This is a genomic window from Streptomyces bauhiniae, from assembly GCF_004784475.1.
Taxonomy (GTDB): domain Bacteria; phylum Actinomycetota; class Actinomycetes; order Streptomycetales; family Streptomycetaceae; genus Streptomyces; species Streptomyces seoulensis.
Map to the genome: position 1 here is coordinate 793801 of NZ_SRRT01000003.1, position 15554 is coordinate 809354.

Annotated in this window: 12 protein-coding genes; 2 read left to right on the forward strand and 10 right to left on the reverse strand. The window is 72.5% G+C overall.

The features are described from left to right. Window positions 1-116: 116 nt before the first annotated feature. The 9 genes from obgE to E5083_RS13755 all read right to left on the reverse strand — a co-directional run bounded on the left by obgE (window position 117) and on the right by E5083_RS13755 (window position 11546). Window positions 117-1562, reverse strand: a complete 1446-nt coding sequence (gene obgE, locus E5083_RS13715) for a GTPase ObgE (protein ID WP_135785914.1) — start codon at window positions 1560-1562, stop codon at window positions 117-119. 127 nt (window positions 1563-1689) lie between these two features. After that, window positions 1690-1944, reverse strand: a complete 255-nt coding sequence (gene rpmA / locus E5083_RS13720) for a 50S ribosomal protein L27 (RefSeq protein WP_030815036.1) — start codon at window positions 1942-1944, stop codon at window positions 1690-1692. Window positions 1945-1958: 14 nt separating this feature from the next. Further along, entirely contained in the window at window positions 1959-2279 is a 321-nt protein-coding gene (gene rplU / locus E5083_RS13725) for a 50S ribosomal protein L21 (RefSeq protein ID WP_030815038.1), read from the reverse strand. A 202-nt stretch (window positions 2280-2481) separates the two neighbouring features. Then, window positions 2482-3543: an iron-containing alcohol dehydrogenase family protein gene (locus E5083_RS13730; protein WP_135785915.1), complete on the reverse strand. Its 1062-nt coding sequence runs from the start codon at window positions 3541-3543 to the stop codon at window positions 2482-2484. Next, on the reverse strand, window positions 3531-4283 hold the full coding sequence (locus tag E5083_RS13735; protein WP_135785916.1) for a phosphocholine cytidylyltransferase family protein: 753 nt from the start codon (window positions 4281-4283) through the stop codon (window positions 3531-3533). The genes E5083_RS13730 and E5083_RS13735 overlap by 13 nt, the downstream gene beginning before the upstream one ends. Window positions 4284-4397: 114 nt before the next feature. Further along, window positions 4398-8735, reverse strand: a complete 4338-nt coding sequence (locus E5083_RS13740) for an Rne/Rng family ribonuclease (RefSeq protein WP_135785917.1) — start codon at window positions 8733-8735, stop codon at window positions 4398-4400. A gap of 266 nt (window positions 8736-9001) precedes the next feature. After that, window positions 9002-9778 (reverse strand): TIGR03936 family radical SAM-associated protein, encoded by a 777-nt coding sequence (locus E5083_RS13745; protein ID WP_135785918.1) that lies wholly within the window; start codon window positions 9776-9778, stop codon window positions 9002-9004. Window positions 9779-9824: 46 nt separating this feature from the next. Beyond that, complete coding sequence (locus tag E5083_RS13750; protein WP_135785919.1) at window positions 9825-10892, reverse strand: hypothetical protein; 1068 nt, start codon at window positions 10890-10892, stop codon at window positions 9825-9827. A 39-nt stretch (window positions 10893-10931) separates the two neighbouring features. Then, window positions 10932-11546, reverse strand: coding sequence for a hypothetical protein (locus E5083_RS13755; RefSeq protein WP_135785920.1), 615 nt, complete (start codon window positions 11544-11546; stop codon window positions 10932-10934). 171 nt (window positions 11547-11717) lie between these two features. On the opposite strand from E5083_RS13755, the gene E5083_RS13760 reads away from it, so the two are divergent. Beyond that, window positions 11718-12959, forward strand: a complete 1242-nt coding sequence (locus E5083_RS13760; protein ID WP_135785921.1) for an alpha/beta hydrolase family protein — start codon at window positions 11718-11720, stop codon at window positions 12957-12959. A gap of 131 nt (window positions 12960-13090) precedes the next feature. After that, a complete protein-coding gene (locus tag E5083_RS13765; protein ID WP_135785922.1) occupies window positions 13091-13444 on the forward strand; it encodes a DUF805 domain-containing protein in 354 nt (117 codons plus the stop codon). Between the two features lie 65 nt (window positions 13445-13509). Here E5083_RS13765 and E5083_RS13770 read toward each other — a convergent pair whose 3' ends face one another. Further along, window positions 13510-15465, reverse strand: coding sequence for a TIGR03960 family B12-binding radical SAM protein (locus E5083_RS13770; protein ID WP_135785923.1), 1956 nt, complete (start codon window positions 15463-15465; stop codon window positions 13510-13512). Window positions 15466-15554 lie beyond the last annotated feature (89 nt).

A 15554-nucleotide genomic window follows, 5' to 3' on the forward strand; every position in this document is an offset into this window, starting at 1 on the left:
TGTCGGTCACCCCTTCCCACCGGGGATGACGCGAAGGCCGGGGGCGGCGCCGGAAACCCTGTTCACAAGGGGTTTCCGGCGCCGCCGTCCCGGCCCGTACGGCTGACTTCCGCGTCCTAGAAGGGCTCGAAGTCGTCGAACTCCTTCTGCGCCTCGTCGCGTTCGGCCTGGCGGTCCCTGCGGCGCTGGGCCGCCGGGCGCTCCTCCTCGAAGCGGTGGTCCTCGCCGCGGCGGCCGAGCATCTCGGCGCCGGCGGTGACGGTGGGCTCCCAGTCGAAGACGACCGCGTTCTCCTCGGGGCCGATGGCGACGGCGTCGCCCGCGCGGGCGCCCGCCTTCGTCAGCCGGTCCTCGACGCCGAGGCGGTTGAGGCGGTCGGCGAGGTAGCCGACGGCCTCGTCGTTGTTGAAGTCGGTCTGGCGCACCCAGCGCTCCGGCTTCTCGCCGCGCACCCGGTACACCGGCTCGCCCTCCAGCTCCTCGCGGGAGACGGTGAAGCCCGCGTCGTCCACGGCCTTGGGCCGGATGACGATGCGCGTCGCCTCCTCCTGCGGCTTGGCGGCGCGCGCCCGGCCGACCAGGTCACCGAGGGCGAAGGTCAGCTCGCGCAGGCCGGTGTGGGCCACCGCGGAGACCTCGAAGACGCGGTAGCCGCGCGCCTCCAGGTCGGGGCGGACCATCTCGGCGAGGTCCTTGCCGTCGGGCACGTCGATCTTGTTGAGGACGACGATGCGGGGCCGGTCCTCCAGCCCGCCGTAGCTGCGCAGCTCCTCCTCGATGATGTCGAGGTCGGAGAGCGGGTCGCGGTCGGACTCCAGCGTGGCGGTGTCCAGCACGTGCACCAGCACCGAGCAGCGCTCCACATGGCGCAGGAACTCAAGGCCCAGGCCCTTGCCCTGGCTGGCGCCGGGGATGAGACCGGGCACGTCGGCGATGGTGTAGACGGTCGAACCGGCGGTCACCACACCGAGGTTGGGGACCAGCGTGGTGAAGGGGTAGTCCGCGATCTTCGGCTTGGCGGCGCTGAGCACCGAGATCAGCGAGGACTTGCCCGCGCTCGGGTAGCCGACCAGGGCCACGTCGGCGACGGTCTTCAGCTCCAGGACCACGTCCTGGAGGTCACCGGGCTCGCCGAGCAGCGCGAAGCCGGGGGCCTTGCGGCGGGCGCTGGCGAGCGCCGCGTTGCCGAGGCCGCCCCGGCCGCCCTGCGCGGCGACGTAGGAGGTGCCGTGGCCGATGAGGTCGGCCAGCACGTTCCCGGCCTTGTCCAGGACGACCGTGCCGTCGGGGACGGGGAGGACCAGGTCCTGGCCCTCCTTGCCGGAGCGGTGGCCGCCCTCGCCGGGCTTGCCGTTGGTGGCCTTGCGGTGCGGGGAGTGGTGGTAGTCGAGCAGCGTGGTCACGGACTGGTCGACGGTCAGGATGACGTCGCCGCCCCGCCCGCCGTTTCCGCCGTCCGGACCGCCCAGCGGCTTGAACTTCTCACGGTGGACGGAGGCACAGCCGTGGCCTCCGTTACCCGCGGCGACATGCAGTTCGACGCGGTCCACGAAGGTGGTCATGGTTCGGTGCCTCCAGAAAAGTACGGGTAATACCTATGTCAACACGCGAAAGGCGGACCCGCCTTCCCGACCGGGAAGTGAGGTCCGCCTCGCGCAGCTTTTACGCTCGCGGCCGTGAATCAGGGATTCAGGCGACCGGAACGATGTTCACGACCTTGCGGCCGCGGTGGGTGCCGAACTCCACCGCACCGGGCTGGAGGGCGAACAGCGTGTCGTCGCCGCCACGGCCGACGCCGGCGCCGGGGTGGAAGTGGGTGCCGCGCTGGCGGATGAGGATCTCACCAGCGCTGACGACCTGACCGCCGAAGCGCTTCACGCCGAGCCGCTGGGCATTGGAGTCGCGACCGTTCCGGGTGGACGATGCGCCCTTCTTGTGTGCCATGTCTTCTCAGTCCCTTACTTCGCAGCCGCGGGGATCTCAGTGACCTTGATCGCCGTGTACTGCTGGCGGTGGCCCTGACGACGGCGGTAGCCGGTCTTGTTCTTGTAGCGCAGAATGTCGATCTTCTGGCCCTTGTGGTGGTCCACGACCTCGGCCTGGACCTTGATGCCGGCCAGCACCCACGGGTCGCTGGTCACGGAGTCACCGTCGACAACGAGCAGGGTCGAGAGCTCGACCGTGTCACCGACATTGGCAGTGGAAATCTTGTCAACCTCAACGATGTCGCCGACAGCAACCTTGTGCTGGCGACCACCGCTGCGCACGATGGCGTACACGCGGATCTCACTTTCGCTCGAAGGACGGCACCCCCGCAGGCCAGCCGGACCGGCAGAACACCATGAACGACCTCTCCCGACCGCACCCAGGCGACCGGGAGGAGAAGGTTTACGGGGATGTGGCATGTTCAAATGACACGCCGACGGTCAAGAGTACGGGGGCGCTCCGTACGGGTCAAACCGGGCTCTGAGCAGCGGGTGCTCAGCGCTCCAGCGAGGCCGTGTAGTCGGCGTACGCCTGCCGGATCTGGTCCGGGGCGAGGTCCAGATGCTCCAGGATCGTGTACCGGCCGGGCCGGGTCTCCGGAGCGAACTCCACGGCCCGGACGAACTCGTCCACGCTGAACCCGATCTCCTCGGCCAGCACCGGCAGCCCGTGCCTGCGCAGCGAGGCGGCCATGAGGAACGAGCCCTCGTGGTCGCCGCGCAGATGCATGGCGAAGGCGGCGCCGAGGCCCACCTGCTCGCCGTGGCTGGCGGCCCGCTTGGGGAAGAGCAGGTCGAGCGCGTGGCTGATCTCGTGGCAGGCGCCGGACGACGGCCGGGTGTGGCCGGCGATCGACATGGCGATGCCGGACAGCACCAGACCCTCGGCGAGTACGGCGAGGAACGCGTCGTCGCCGCAGCCGCCGGGGTGCCGGAGCACCGCCTCGCCGGCCTGACGGGCCATGGCGGCGGCGAGACCGTCGATCTTCTCGCCGTTGACCCGGTTGGCCAGCTCCCAGTCGGCGACGGCCGAGATGTTCGACACCGCGTCCCCGATGCCCGAGCGCACGAAGCGCACCGGGGTCTCGCGGATGATGTCCGTGTCGATCAGCAGCGCGATGGGCGTGGGCACACCGTACGAGCCCCGGCCCGCGTCGTTGTCCAGGATGGACACCGGCGAGCAGATGCCGTCGTGGGACAGGTTGGTGGCGACCGCGACCAGCGGCAGGCCGATGCGGGCCGCCGCGTACTTGGCGCAGTCGATGACCTTCCCGCCGCCGAGCCCGACCACGGCGTCATAGCGGCCGGACTTCATCTCGTCGGCCAGCCGTACCGCGTCGTCCAGCGTGCCGCCGCCGACCTCGTACCAGGTGGCGCCCGGCAGTTGGGGCGCGACCCGCTCCCGCAGCCTGGCGCCCGAGCCGCCGCTGACGGCGACGGCCAGGCGGCCGGAGTGCGAGATGCGCTGGTCGGCGAGGATGCTCGCCAGGTCGGCGAGGGCACCCGGACGGATGTCGACGACGACCGGCGAGGGGATGAGCCGGGTCAGTATCGGCACGCGATCTCCCGTCCCTTGGCGAGGTCGTCGTGGTTGTCGATCTCGACCCAGGAGACCTCGCCGATGGGCTGGACGTCGATGCGGAAGCCCCGGTTGACCAGCTCCTGGTAGCCGTCCTCGTAGTAGAGCTGGGGGTCGCGCTCGAAGGTGGCGCGCAGGGCGTCGGCCAGCTCCTCGGCCGCGTCGCCCTCGATGAGGGTGACACCGATGTACTCACCGGTGGCCTCGGCCGGGTCCATCAGCTTGGTGATCTTCTGAACGCCCTTCTCGGGGTCCACGACGACCTTCATCTCCTCGTCCGCCAGGGACTTCACGGTGTCCAGCGCGAGGATGATCTTCTTGCCGTCACCGCGCGCGGCCAGCAGGGTCTTCTCGACGGAGACCGGGTGCACGGTGTCGCCGTTGGCGAGGATCACGCCGTCCTTGAGGGCGTCGCGGCCGCACCACAGGGAGTAGGCGTTGTTCCACTCCTCGGCCTTGTCGTTGTCGATCAGCGTGATCTTCAGGCCGTACTTGGCCTCCAGCGCGGCCTTGCGGTCGTAGACGGCCTCCTTGCGGTAGCCGACGATGACGCCGACCTCGGTGAGACCGACCTCCGCGAAGTTCCCCAGCGTCAGGTCCAGCACCGTCAGCGACTCCTCGTCGCCCTCGGGGCCCACCGGCACGAGCGCCTTGGGCAGGGTGTCGGTGTAGGGGCGCAGACGCCGTCCGGCGCCGGCCGCCAGCACGAGACCTATCATCGCGGGTTCTCCTTAACTTCCCCGGTTCCGGGGCGACTTCCCCGGTTCGCGGGGTGGGGGGCAAAGCCGTGTGGCCCTGTCGCGAACGACAGGACCACACGAGGGTTTTCCGGTTCAGCTCTCGTCGTCCGGCGCGGGGACCGTGGTGGTCTTCTTCGCCGTCGACTTGGCGGCCGTCTTGGCGGTCTTGGCCGCCTTCTTGGCCGTCGTCTTCTTCGCCGTCGTCGTCTTGGCGGCGGTCTTCTTCGCGGCCGCCGTCTTCTTGGCGGGCGCGGCCTTCTTCGCGGCCGTCTTCTTCGCCGGTGCCTTCTTGGCCGCCTTGCGGGCGGTCTTCTTGGCGGGCGCCGCCTCCTCGGGCTCCGCCTCGGCGGCGGGCTCCTCGGTGGCGGGCTCGGCGGCGGCCGGCTCCGGCGCGGACGACGGGACGACCAGCACGGCCGTCTCCTCCGACGCGGTCGGCGCGGTGGCCTTGCGCACCGCACGGCGGCGCGGACGGGCCGGGGCGGCGCTCTCCTCGGCCGCCGGGGCGGCCTCCGGCTCCGGCAGCCGCTCCGGCTCGGCCACCGGCGCGGGCTCGGCGACGGTCACCACGGCGGCCTCGGCCCCGGCCGGCGAACCGGCGGGCGCGGACACCTTGCGGGTGACCCGGCGACGGGCGCGGCCCTTGGGCGCGGCCTCCTCGGCGGCGGGCTCCGGCGCGACCACCGGGTCCTCGGCGGCCATCGGCTCGGCGTGCGCCTCGGCGGCCGGCTCCGGCAGCACCGGGGTGGCGGCGGCCTCCTCGGCGGTGACCGACGCGGCGGTCGGCGCCTCCTCGGCGGCCCGCTCGAACCGCTCGGCCCGCTCGGCGGAGCGGCGGCTGCCCTCCTTCGGCGCACCGGCCGGGGCCGAGGCCCGACGGCCGGCCTTGCGGCGCGAACGGCCGCGTCCGGCGGCGGCCTCCGCCTCGGCGACGGAGCTGTACAGCTCCTCGTCCGGGGTGAAGTCCGGCTCGGGCAGCGCCACCGGCTCGGCGGCCTCGGCGGCCACCTCGGCGACCGTCTCGGTCTCCACCGGCGCGGCGGTCTCGTGCTCGTGGACGTGGCCGTCGCCGCGGCCGCGCTTCTTGCCGCGCTTGCCGCCACCACCGCCACCGACGGAGGTGGGCTGCTCCATGTGCACGATGACACCGCGGCCGTTGCAGTGGACGCAGTTCTCGGAGAAGGACTCCAGCAGACCCTGGCCGACCCGCTTACGGGTCATCTGCACCAGGCCCAGCGAGGTCACCTCGGCCACCTGGTGCTTGGTCCGGTCCCGGCCCAGGCACTCCAGCAGGCGGCGCAGCACCAGGTCCCGGTTGGACTCCAGCACCATGTCGATGAAGTCGATGACGATGATGCCGCCGAGGTCGCGCAGCCGGAGCTGGCGCACGATCTCCTCGGCCGCCTCCAGGTTGTTCCTGGTGATCGTCTCCTCCAGGTTGCCGCCCTGGCCGGTGAACTTGCCGGTGTTGACGTCGACCACGACCATCGCCTCGGTCCGGTCGATCACCAGCGAACCGCCGCTGGGCAGCCAGACCTTGCGGTCCAGCGCCTTGGCGAGCTGCTCGTCGATCCGGTACGTGGCGAAGACGTCGGCCTCGCCGGTCCACTTCTGGAGCCGGTCGGTGAGGTCGGGGGCGACGTGGGAGACGTAGCCGTGGATGGTCGACCACGCCTCGTCACCGCTGACGATGACCTTGGAGAAGTCCTCGTTGAAGATGTCGCGGACGACGCGGACGGTCATGTCCGGCTCGCCGTACAGCAGCGCCGGGGCGTTGCCCGTCTTCGCCTTCTTCTTGATCTCCTCCCACTGCGCCTGGAGCCGCTCGACGTCACGGCGCAGCTCGTCCTCGCTCGCGCCCTCGGCGGCGGTGCGCACGATCACACCCGCGTCCTCGGGGACGATCTTCTTGAGGATGGTCTTCAGCCGGGCCCGCTCGGTGTCGGGCAGCTTGCGGCTGATGCCGGTCATCGAGCCCTCGGGGACGTACACGAGGTAACGGCCCGGCAGCGAAACCTGGCTGGTGAGGCGGGCGCCCTTGTGGCCGATCGGGTCCTTGGTCACCTGGACCAGGACCGGCTGGCCGGACTTGAGGGCGGACTCGATGCGGCGCGGCCCGTTGGCCATGCCGAGCGCCTCGAAGTTGACCTCACCGGCGTACAGGACGGCGTTGCGGCCCTTGCCGATGTCGATGAAGGCGGCCTCCATGGACGGCAGCACGTTCTGGACCTTGCCCAGGTAGACGTTGCCGACGTACGAGGTGGCCTGCTCCTTGTTGACGTAGTGCTCGACGAGCACGCCGTCCTCGAGGACGCCGATCTGGGTGCGCTCGCCGTGCTGGCGCACGACCATCACGCGCTCGACGGCCTCGCGGCGGGCCAGGAACTCGGCCTCGGTGATGATCGGCACGCGGCGGCGGCCCTGCTCGCGGCCCTCGCGGCGGCGCTGCTTCTTGGCCTCCAGGCGGGTCGAGCCCTTGATGGACTGGACCTCGTCGGACGGCTCGGCGGCCTTGCGGGGCTCGCGGACCTTGACGACCGTGCGCTCGGGGTCGTCCGCGGGCGCCGGCTCGGCCTCGCCACCGGAGTCCCCGGCGCGACGGCGACGGCGACGGCGGCGACGGCTGGAGCTGGAGCCACCGGACTCCTCGCCGCGTGCCTCGTCGGCGTCCTCGGCGTCCTCTTCCTCCTGCTCGGCGGTGTCCTCGGCGTCCTGCTCCGCCTGCTCGGCGGCCAGCTCGCCGGACTCGGCGTCCTCACCGTTGTCGTCACCGTCGTACGCGTCGCCACGGCGGCGGCGACGGCCGCCCCGGCGGCGACGGCGGCGCGAACCGGAGTCGTCCGAGCCCTCGGCGTCGTCGGAGTCGTCGGCCTCGTCCTCGGCGGGCTCCTCGACGGGCTCGGGCTTCTCCTCGACCGCGCGGGTCTCCTCGGCGGGAGCGCCACGGCGGCGCCGGCGACGGCGGCCGTTGTCGCGCTCGTCGGTGGCGGCGGCCTCGGGAGCGGCGGTGGTCTCCGCCTCAGCCTTCTCGGCCTCCTCCGCCTGCTCGGGCTCCTGGACACCGGCGGCCTGGGCCGCGGCCTCGGCGGCGGCGCGCTGCGGGGTCTGGAACCTCGGCTCGGTGAAGACCGGCGCCTGGAAGGTGGCCACGGCGGGCCGGGCGGTACGGCGGGGGGCGTCGCCCTCGGCGGGGGCGGGCGCGGAGAAGCCGCCCGCGGCCTGGCGCACGGCGCGGCGACGGCGACGGCCGCCCTCGGGCTCAACGGGCTCGGACTGCGTCGCCTTACGGGCGGGGCGCTGCTCGGGCTCGGCGGCGGCCTCGGGCTTCTCCTCGGCGGCGGCCGGGGCACCGGCGGGCGCGGAGGCCCGGCGGGTGGCGCGACGGCGGGCACGGCCGGGGGCGGCCTCGGTCTCGGGCTCGGCGACCGGCTCGGCCTCCGCGACCGGCTCGGCCTCGACGGCGGGGGCCTCGGCGGCCGGGGTCTCGGTGGGCGCGGAGACACGGCGGGTGGCGCGACGGCGCGTACGACCGGCCGGGGCGGCCTCGGGCTCGGCGGCCGGAGTCGGCTCGGCCTCGGCGGCGGGCGTCTCCGCGACGGCGGCCTCGGCGGCGGGCGCGGAGGCGCGGCGGGTGGCCCGACGGCGCGGACGCGCGGCCGGAGTCTCGGCCTCCGTCTCCGTCTCGGCGGCCGCCACCGGCTGGGCGGGCTGCTCGGCGGCGGGCTGCTCCGCCTCGGGCGCCTCGGCGGCCTTCGGCGCGCCGGCCGGGGCGGAGGCGCGCCGGGTGGCGCGGCGGCGCGGACGCGCGGCCGGAGTCTCGGCGGCGGACTCGGCCGGCTCGGCGGCCTTGTTGTCCTCGGTGTCCTGGGCCACGTCGGCCTCCTCGGCCTTGTTGTCCTCGGCGGTGACCTGCGTGGGCGACCCGGCGGGCGCGGACGCCCGGCGGCGGGTGCGGCGCGGCGCGGGCGCGGTGGTCTGGGTGGCGTCGGCCTGTTCGCCCGCGGACGCGGCCGGCACGGCCGGCTCGGTGACGCTCGCGGCCTCGGCGGCTGTCGGGGTCCCGGCGGGCGCTGAGGCGCGGCGGGTGGCGCGGCGCGGCGCGGGCGTCTCGGCGGCGGCGTCGGCCTGTTCGCCGGCGGACGCGGCCGGTACGGCCGGCTCGGTGACGGTCGCGGCCTCGGCGGCCGTCGGGGTCCCGGCGGGCGCGGAGGCGCGGCGGGTGGTGCGGCGGCGCGGGCGCGGGGCCGTCTCGGCCTCGGGGGCCTCAGCCTGGGGTTCGGGGGCCGCGGCCTGCGCGGTGGTCTCGGTGCCGGTTCCGGCGGCGGGCGAACCCGCCGGGCGGGACGCGGCGCGGCGACGCCTGCGCGGGGGCAGCGTGTCGCTGGGGGTGTTCGGTTCGGAGCCCTCGTTGGGCTCAGTCGGTTCGAGCATGCGGGCATTTCTCCCGTCGGAGCTCCCGGGTCGCCGCGCCTGGTCCGGGGCCGGTCTCGTAGAGAACCGGCCACCGCTGACGTCCGCGGCCCGCGCGATGCGCGGTGGCCGCCGTCCGGGGCGCGGGCGCCGCACGGGAGCACTCTGTGTCCTGTCTCGCCGGTTCCGTACGCCTTGTCGGTACGGCCTGGCGAAAGTCTTCTGGTCGGTGCGCTGCCCGACCCAGGTGGCTCCCGGATCAGAGGGCGGCGCTACGGCGTCCGTCCCTACGCGGGACCTTCCGGCGCCGGCACCGTCGCGGCGGCAGCGGGTTCGGCCTTCGGGGCCGGGGCTGCCTCGCGGTCGGGCGCGAGCGGGTCGGTCACCGTGCCGGTCTCTTCATCGAACAGCCCCTGCGCCAGCCTGGTCACCGCTGCGGGGACCGGCGGCGCCAGGTCGGCCACGGCGCGAAGACCGGACAGGACGTCGTCGGGTCGTACGGCAGGCGTCACGTGCCGAACAACCAGGCGCAGTATCGCACAGGGCCGGTCGCTGGGCCTATCAGCCGACTCGTCCCGCGTTTCCAGGGTGACGACGGCGGCGCGGGCGTCGAAGGTACGGACGCCGTTCTTGGCCATCCGCTGCACCTCGACCGTCTCCGCCGCCATGAAGGCGTCGGTGGCGGCCCTGGCCTCCTCGGGAGTCACGCCGTCCAGCCGCAGCTCCCACACGGAGGCGGTGAGCCGGTCGGCCAGGCCCGAGGTGCGGCCCTCCACGGCGTCGACGATGTCGAGCCCGGCGGGCATCGACTCGTCGAGCAGCGCGCGCAGGGTGCCGGGGTCGCGCGGTGCGGTCAGCGCGATCTCCAGGTACTCCGCCTCACTGCCCGTGCCGGTGGGTGCGGCATTGGCGTACGACACCTTCGGGTGCGGCGTGAACCCCGCCGAGTACGCCATGGGTACCTCGGCGCGGCGCAACGCGCGCTCGAAGGCGCGCTGGAAGTCACGGTGGCTGGTGAACCGGAGGCGGCCGCGCTTGGTGTAACGCAGTCGGATGCGCTGCACCGCGGGTGCGGGCGGCGGGCCTTCGGGCTGTCGCTTGCCCAGTGTCCTAGTCCTTCGTGAGAACGGTCGTACTGCTACCAAGAGTACGTGGATCGCGCGCCGGAGGTTCCCGCCGGTCCACCGCGACCTGCTGCCGGGGTTCCCCGAAGAGGGCCCGGCGTACCTCCCGGCGGGTCTCGCGCAGGGTCTCGCGGGCGGCGGCGAGGGTCAGCCGGGTGACCCGTCCCACCTCGCGCGCGGCCCGTGCGGCGGGCCGCAGCACCGCGTCCCGTACGACGTGTCCGACCGGGGTGAGGACGGTCCGGTACACCCAGCGGGCGGGCTCCACGAAGATCCACCGGAAGAGGGTCCCGAGGGCGCGGCCCACGACACGGGAGAGGTGCCCGGCGATCCGCCAGGCGTGCCCGAGCGCGTCGGCGACCTCCCGCGCGACCACGGCCAGCACCCGGCCCACGGGAGCCAGCACCCAGCGCCACAGGGCGAGGGCGGGCAGCACGAACAGGATGCGCGCCGTCCAGTACAGGACCGCCCCGGCGCCGGTGATCAGCGCCTCGGCCAGCCACAGCAGCGCCCGCCCGGCCGGGCTCAGCACCTGGATGTACAACCACCGGGCCGGGACGACGAGCAGGTACCGGACGAGCCACGCGGCGCCGGTGAACAGCCCGAGCCCGACGGCGGCCAGCAGCGCGCCGACACCCCGCGCGAGCCAGGCCAGGCCCCGGCCGACCGGTGCCAGGAGGTAGGTGACGACACCTCGCGCGGCCCAGCGCAGCGCATGCCCGAGGGGGGTGAGGAGATGGACGTAGGCCCAGGTCAGCGGCGCGACGACCAGGACGTGCCCGAGCCACCGCAGTGCCGTGCCGACCGGGACCAGTACCCAGCGCCACAGCGCGACGAAGGGCCAGACGAACAGGGCCCGGCCGGCCCAGAGCAGCGCGCGGCCGAGGGGCCGCAGCACGGTGGCGTGCAGGAACCGTCCGGCCGCCACCAGCGCGTCCCACGCGAGCCGTACCGGCACCACGAGCACCAGCACGACGATCCGGACGGGCAGCCGGAGGGCGACGACGAGGCAGCCCTCCGGGGGCTGCGGTGCGGGCGGCTTGTCGAGGTCCATACCCTCATGGACGCCGCCGGCCCGCTTTTGGATGCCTTCTCAGCTCGCGGGAACCGCCCGGGACTTGTACGTCTCCGGGTAGCGCTGGGTGAACTTCACCGCCACCACCAGCAGGGCGACCGGGATGACCCAGTTGAACCAGTCGTCCTGGCCAGGGAAGTGGATGGCGAGCCAGGTGGAGGCCGTCATGATGGCGAAGGTGACGCCCCAGTACGCGGTGAGCACCCGGTTGATGTGCCGGAACACGGGCGAGTCCCAGTACTGGCGCGGGGTCGACTCGCGGGCGTACTGCGCGGTGAAGGGGTCGTACAGCAGCGAGGCGAAGGCGACGACGGCGACCAGGCCGTTGGAGATGACCTGGGCGTAGGTCTCCAGCCAGAGCAGGTCCCCGCGGTTCAGGGCGAGGGCCAGGACGGAGAGGACGGCGAAGAACACGATGCCGGCCGCGTCCAGGATGCGGATCTTGCCGTGCAGCAGGTCCTGGGCGGACAGCACGAGGGCCGCGACCAGGGCGGCGAGGGCCGCGTACTCCCAGGTGCTGGGGCTGGCCACCACGCCGAAGATGATCCAGGGGGCGAAGGAGAGGAACACGCTCGCGGTGCCGAGCGGCTTCTTTCTGGGCGTGGTCTGTTCCGTGGTCGCCTGCTCAACCATGAGGACGTCCTCTCCTGAGGTGTGCCGTCGTGGGAGCCCCTTCCCATCGTCGCGCCGGGTGCCCCGGCCCGCACGCCGCCCGCCCGTGGTGCGCGGTGGCGTACGGGCACCTACCGTGGGAGGTGCGGTCCGGACCACCCAGGGGTTCGCTCGGCATGTCCGGGAGCCGTCATGACGTATCGCTTCAGCGAGAACGACCAGTTCAACTTCGAGATCCTGCTCGCCCTCGGTTCGGTGTGGCGGCAGGGAGCCGACGCGGGCGAAGTGCTCAGCACCGCCGCGTCGGTGGCGGGCGGTGACGGGCAGGCGTGGTTCGACGCCTGGCTGGACCTGGGGCGCCGCGTCCGGGTGGAGGCGGAGGAGTGCGCGGCGGCCGGTCACCTGGTGAGCGCCCGCGAGGGGTGGCTGCGCGCGGCCGGCTATCTGGGCACCGCGATGGTGGGCGTGGACGCGGTGCCGGACGCGGAGAAGCGGGCGGCGGAGGCGTTCAGCGAGCACCGGGCCTGCCTCGACCGGTTCCTGCTGGCCCTGGACCCGCCCGCCGAGCCGGTGTCGATCCCGTACGAGGGGACGACGCTGCCCGGCTATCTGGTCAGCCCGCCCGGTACGGACGAGCCGCTGCCGACGCTGATCGCCAACAACGGCAGCGACGGGCCGCTCAGCGCGACCTGGACGCTGCTCGGTGCCCCGGCGGTGGAGCGGGGATACCGCGTCCTGCTCTTCGACGGGCCCGGCCAGCAGTCGATGCTCTTCGAGCGGGGGGTCACTTTCCGGCCGGACTGGGAGAACGTCATCACCCCGGTCGTGGACTTCCTCCTCGCCCGCCCCGACGTCGACCCGCGCCGGATCGCGCTGGCGGGGATCAGCCAGGCCGGGTACTGGGTGCCGCGCGCACTCGCCTTCGAGCACCGGCTCGCGGCGGCGGTCGCCGATCCGGGGGTGGTGCGGGTGGCGGAGAGCTGGTGGCAGCACCTCGGGCCGGATCTGCGGACGCTGTGGGAGTGCGGGGACCGGGACGCGTTCGACGCGATCATCGGCGAGGCGCTGGAGCAGAACCCGGCGCTGGCCGCGATGTGGCGCTGGCGGGCCAAGCCGTACGGGGTGGAGACGCCGTACGACCTGCTGTGCGAGGTCTCGCGGTACGACCTGCTGACCGAGGTGTCCCGGCACGACCTCACCCGCGTCGTGGACCACATCACCACCCCGCTGCTGATCACCGACCCGGAGGGCGAGCACTTCTGGCCCGGTGCGTCGGAGCAGTTGTACGACGCGCTGCCCGGCCCCAAGGAACTGGTGCGCTTCACCGAGGAGGAGGGGGCACATCTGCACTGCGAGCCGCTGGGGCGGGCGCTGTTCGAGGAGCGGGTCTTCGACTGGCTGGACGCCCGGCTGGCCATCGCCGGAACGGTCTGAGGAACGGATTTGATCACCGTACGGCTGCGGGCACGTAACGCCTTGATCTGACCACGCCAAAGCTATGGATTCCGGCCAGGGCTGCTGCTTCCATGGGAGGCCAATCACGCACTTCCCTGGGGGGACGACAAATGCACTGGTACGTGGACGTGCTCAAGAAGTACGCGGTGTTCAGCGGTCGCGCGCGGCGGCAGGAATACTGGATGTTCTTCCTGTTCAACCTGATCATCAGCATCGTGCTGGCGATCGTGGACGCCGCGCTGGACACCTCGATCCTCGGGATCGTCTACTTCCTCGCCGTCCTGATCCCGGCCCTCGCCGTCACGGTCCGCCGCCTGCACGACACGAGCCGCTCCGGCTGGTGGATCTTCATCTCCCTGGTCCCCCTCGTCGGCGGCATCATCCTCCTCGTCTTCACCGTCTCCGACAGCAAGCCGGAGACCAACGAGTACGGCCCCAACCCGAAGTACGCCCCGGCGGCCTGACGCCGACCGAACCGAAGAAGGGCCCCACCGGAGCTGTCCGGTGGGGCCCTTCTTCGCGCTCGGGCTCAGTGAGAGTGGCCGCTCGGAGCGGGAGCGGCGTTCTTCACTGCCAGGGGGAGGAGTTTCTTGCCCGTGGGGCCGATCTGGATGTGGGTGTCCATCTGGGGGCAGACTCCGCAGTCGAAGCAGGGGGTCCAGCGGCAGTCCTCGACCTCGGTCTCGTCGAGGGCGTCCTGCCAGTCCTCCCAGAGCCAGTCCTTGTCGAGGCCGGAGTCGAGGTGGTCCCAGGGGAGGACTTCCTCGTAGGAGCGCTCGCGGGTGGTGTACCAGTCGACGTCGACGCCGAACTCGGCCAGCGCCTTGTCCGCGCAGCCCATCCAGCGGTCGTAGGAGAAGTGCTCGCGCCAGCCGTCGAAGCGGCCGCCGTCCTCGTACACCGCGCGGATGACCGCGCCGACGCGCCGGTCGCCGCGCGAGAGCAGGCCCTCGACGATGCCGGGCTTGCCGTCGTGGTAGCGGAAGCCGATGGAGCGGCCGTACTTCTTGTCGCCCCGGATCTTGTCGCGGAGCTTCTGCAGGCGCGCGTCGGTCTCCTCGGCGGAGAGCTGCGGCGCCCACTGGAACGGGGTGTGCGGCTTGGGCACGAACCCGCCGATGGAGACCGTGCAGCGGATGTCGCCCGAGCCGGAGACCTCGCGGCCCTTCTGGATCACGTGGGTCGCCATGTCGGCGATCTGCAGGACGTCCTCGTCCGTCTCGGTCGGCAGGCCGCACATGAAGTACAGCTTCACCTGCCGCCAGCCGTTGCCGTACGCGGTGGCGACCGTGCGGATCAGGTCCTCCTCCGAGACCATCTTGTTGATGACCTTGCGCATGCGCTCGGAGCCGCCCTCGGGGGCGAAGGTGAGACCGGAGCGACGACCGTTGCGGGTCAGCTCGTTGGCCAGGTCGACGTTGAACGCGTCGACCCGGGTGGAGGGCAGGGAGAGGCCGATCTTGTCGTCCGTGTAGCGGTCGGCGAGGCCCTTGGCGATCTCCCCGATCTCGGAGTGGTCCGCCGAGGACAGCGACAGCAGGCCGACCTCCTCGAAGCCTGTCGCGTTGAGCCCCTTCTCGACCATGTCACCGATACCGGTGATGGAGCGCTCGCGCACCGGGCGGGTGATCATGCCCGCCTGGCAGAACCGGCAGCCGCGCGTGCAGCCGCGGAAGATCTCCACCGACATCCGCTCGTGCACCGTCTCCGCCAGCGGCACCAGCGGCTGCTTGGGGTACGGCCACTCGTCCAGGTCCATCACCGTGTGCTTGGAGACCCGCCACGGGACACCGGAACGGTTGGGGACCACCCGGCCGATCCGGCCGTCGGGCAGGTACTCCACGTCGTAGAACGCCGGGATGTACACCGCGCCCGTCTTCGCCAGCCGGAGCAGCACCTCCTCGCGGCCACCGGGCCGGCCCTCCGCCTTCCAGCGGCGGATGATCTCCGTCATGTCCAGCACGGCCTGCTCGCCGTCACCGATGATCGCCGCGTCGATGAAGTCCGCGATCGGCTCCGGGTTGAACGCCGCGTGCCCGCCGGCCAGCACGATCGGGTCGTCGACCGTACGGTCCCGCGACTCCAGCGGGATGCCCGCCAGCTCCAGCGCCGTGAGCATGTTGGTGTAGCCCAGCTCGGTGGAGAAGCTCAGGCCGAACACGTCGAACGCCTTCACCGGGCGGTGGCTGTCCACGGTGAACTGCGGGACACCGTGCTCCCGCATCAGCGCCTCCAGGTCCGGCCACACGCTGTACGTGCGCTCGGCGAGGACGCCCTTCTGCTCGTTGAGCACCTCGTAGAGGATCATGACGCCCTGGTTGGGCAGACCGACCTCGTAGGCGTCCGGGTACATCAGCGCCCAGCGGACCTCGGCCTCGTCCCAGGGCTTGACCGTGGAGTTCAGTTCTCCGCCGACGTACTGGATCGGCTTCTGCACATGCGGGAGCAAGGCTTCGAGCTGCGGGAAGACCGACTCGACAGACATCGCGGCATTACCTTCGTGAGCTGACTGGGGCATCTCCCGGCCGGAGGCTGGAAGGGTGACCATCAAGCCTAACCCGTTCGGACGCGACT

Excerpts from the sequence above, each read along its gene's own strand:
- rpmA (WP_030815036.1), bottom strand. The coding sequence starts at position 1,944 with ATGGCACACAAGAAGGGCGCATCGTCCACCCGGAACGGTCGCGACTCC.
- E5083_RS13755 (WP_135785920.1), bottom strand. The coding sequence starts at position 11,546 with ATGGTTGAGCAGGCGACCACGGAACAGACCACGCCCAGAAAGAAGCCG.
- E5083_RS13760 (WP_135785921.1), top strand. The coding sequence starts at position 11,718 with ATGACGTATCGCTTCAGCGAGAACGACCAGTTCAACTTCGAGATCCTG.
- E5083_RS13750 (WP_135785919.1), bottom strand. The coding sequence starts at position 10,892 with ATGGACCTCGACAAGCCGCCCGCACCGCAGCCCCCGGAGGGCTGCCTC.
- obgE (WP_135785914.1), bottom strand. The coding sequence starts at position 1,562 with ATGACCACCTTCGTGGACCGCGTCGAACTGCATGTCGCCGCGGGTAAC.
- E5083_RS13770 (WP_135785923.1), bottom strand. The coding sequence starts at position 15,465 with ATGTCTGTCGAGTCGGTCTTCCCGCAGCTCGAAGCCTTGCTCCCGCAT.
- E5083_RS13765 (WP_135785922.1), top strand. The coding sequence starts at position 13,091 with ATGCACTGGTACGTGGACGTGCTCAAGAAGTACGCGGTGTTCAGCGGT.
- E5083_RS13735 (WP_135785916.1), bottom strand. The coding sequence starts at position 4,283 with ATGATAGGTCTCGTGCTGGCGGCCGGCGCCGGACGGCGTCTGCGCCCC.
- E5083_RS13740 (WP_135785917.1), bottom strand. The coding sequence starts at position 8,735 with ATGCTCGAACCGACTGAGCCCAACGAGGGCTCCGAACCGAACACCCCC.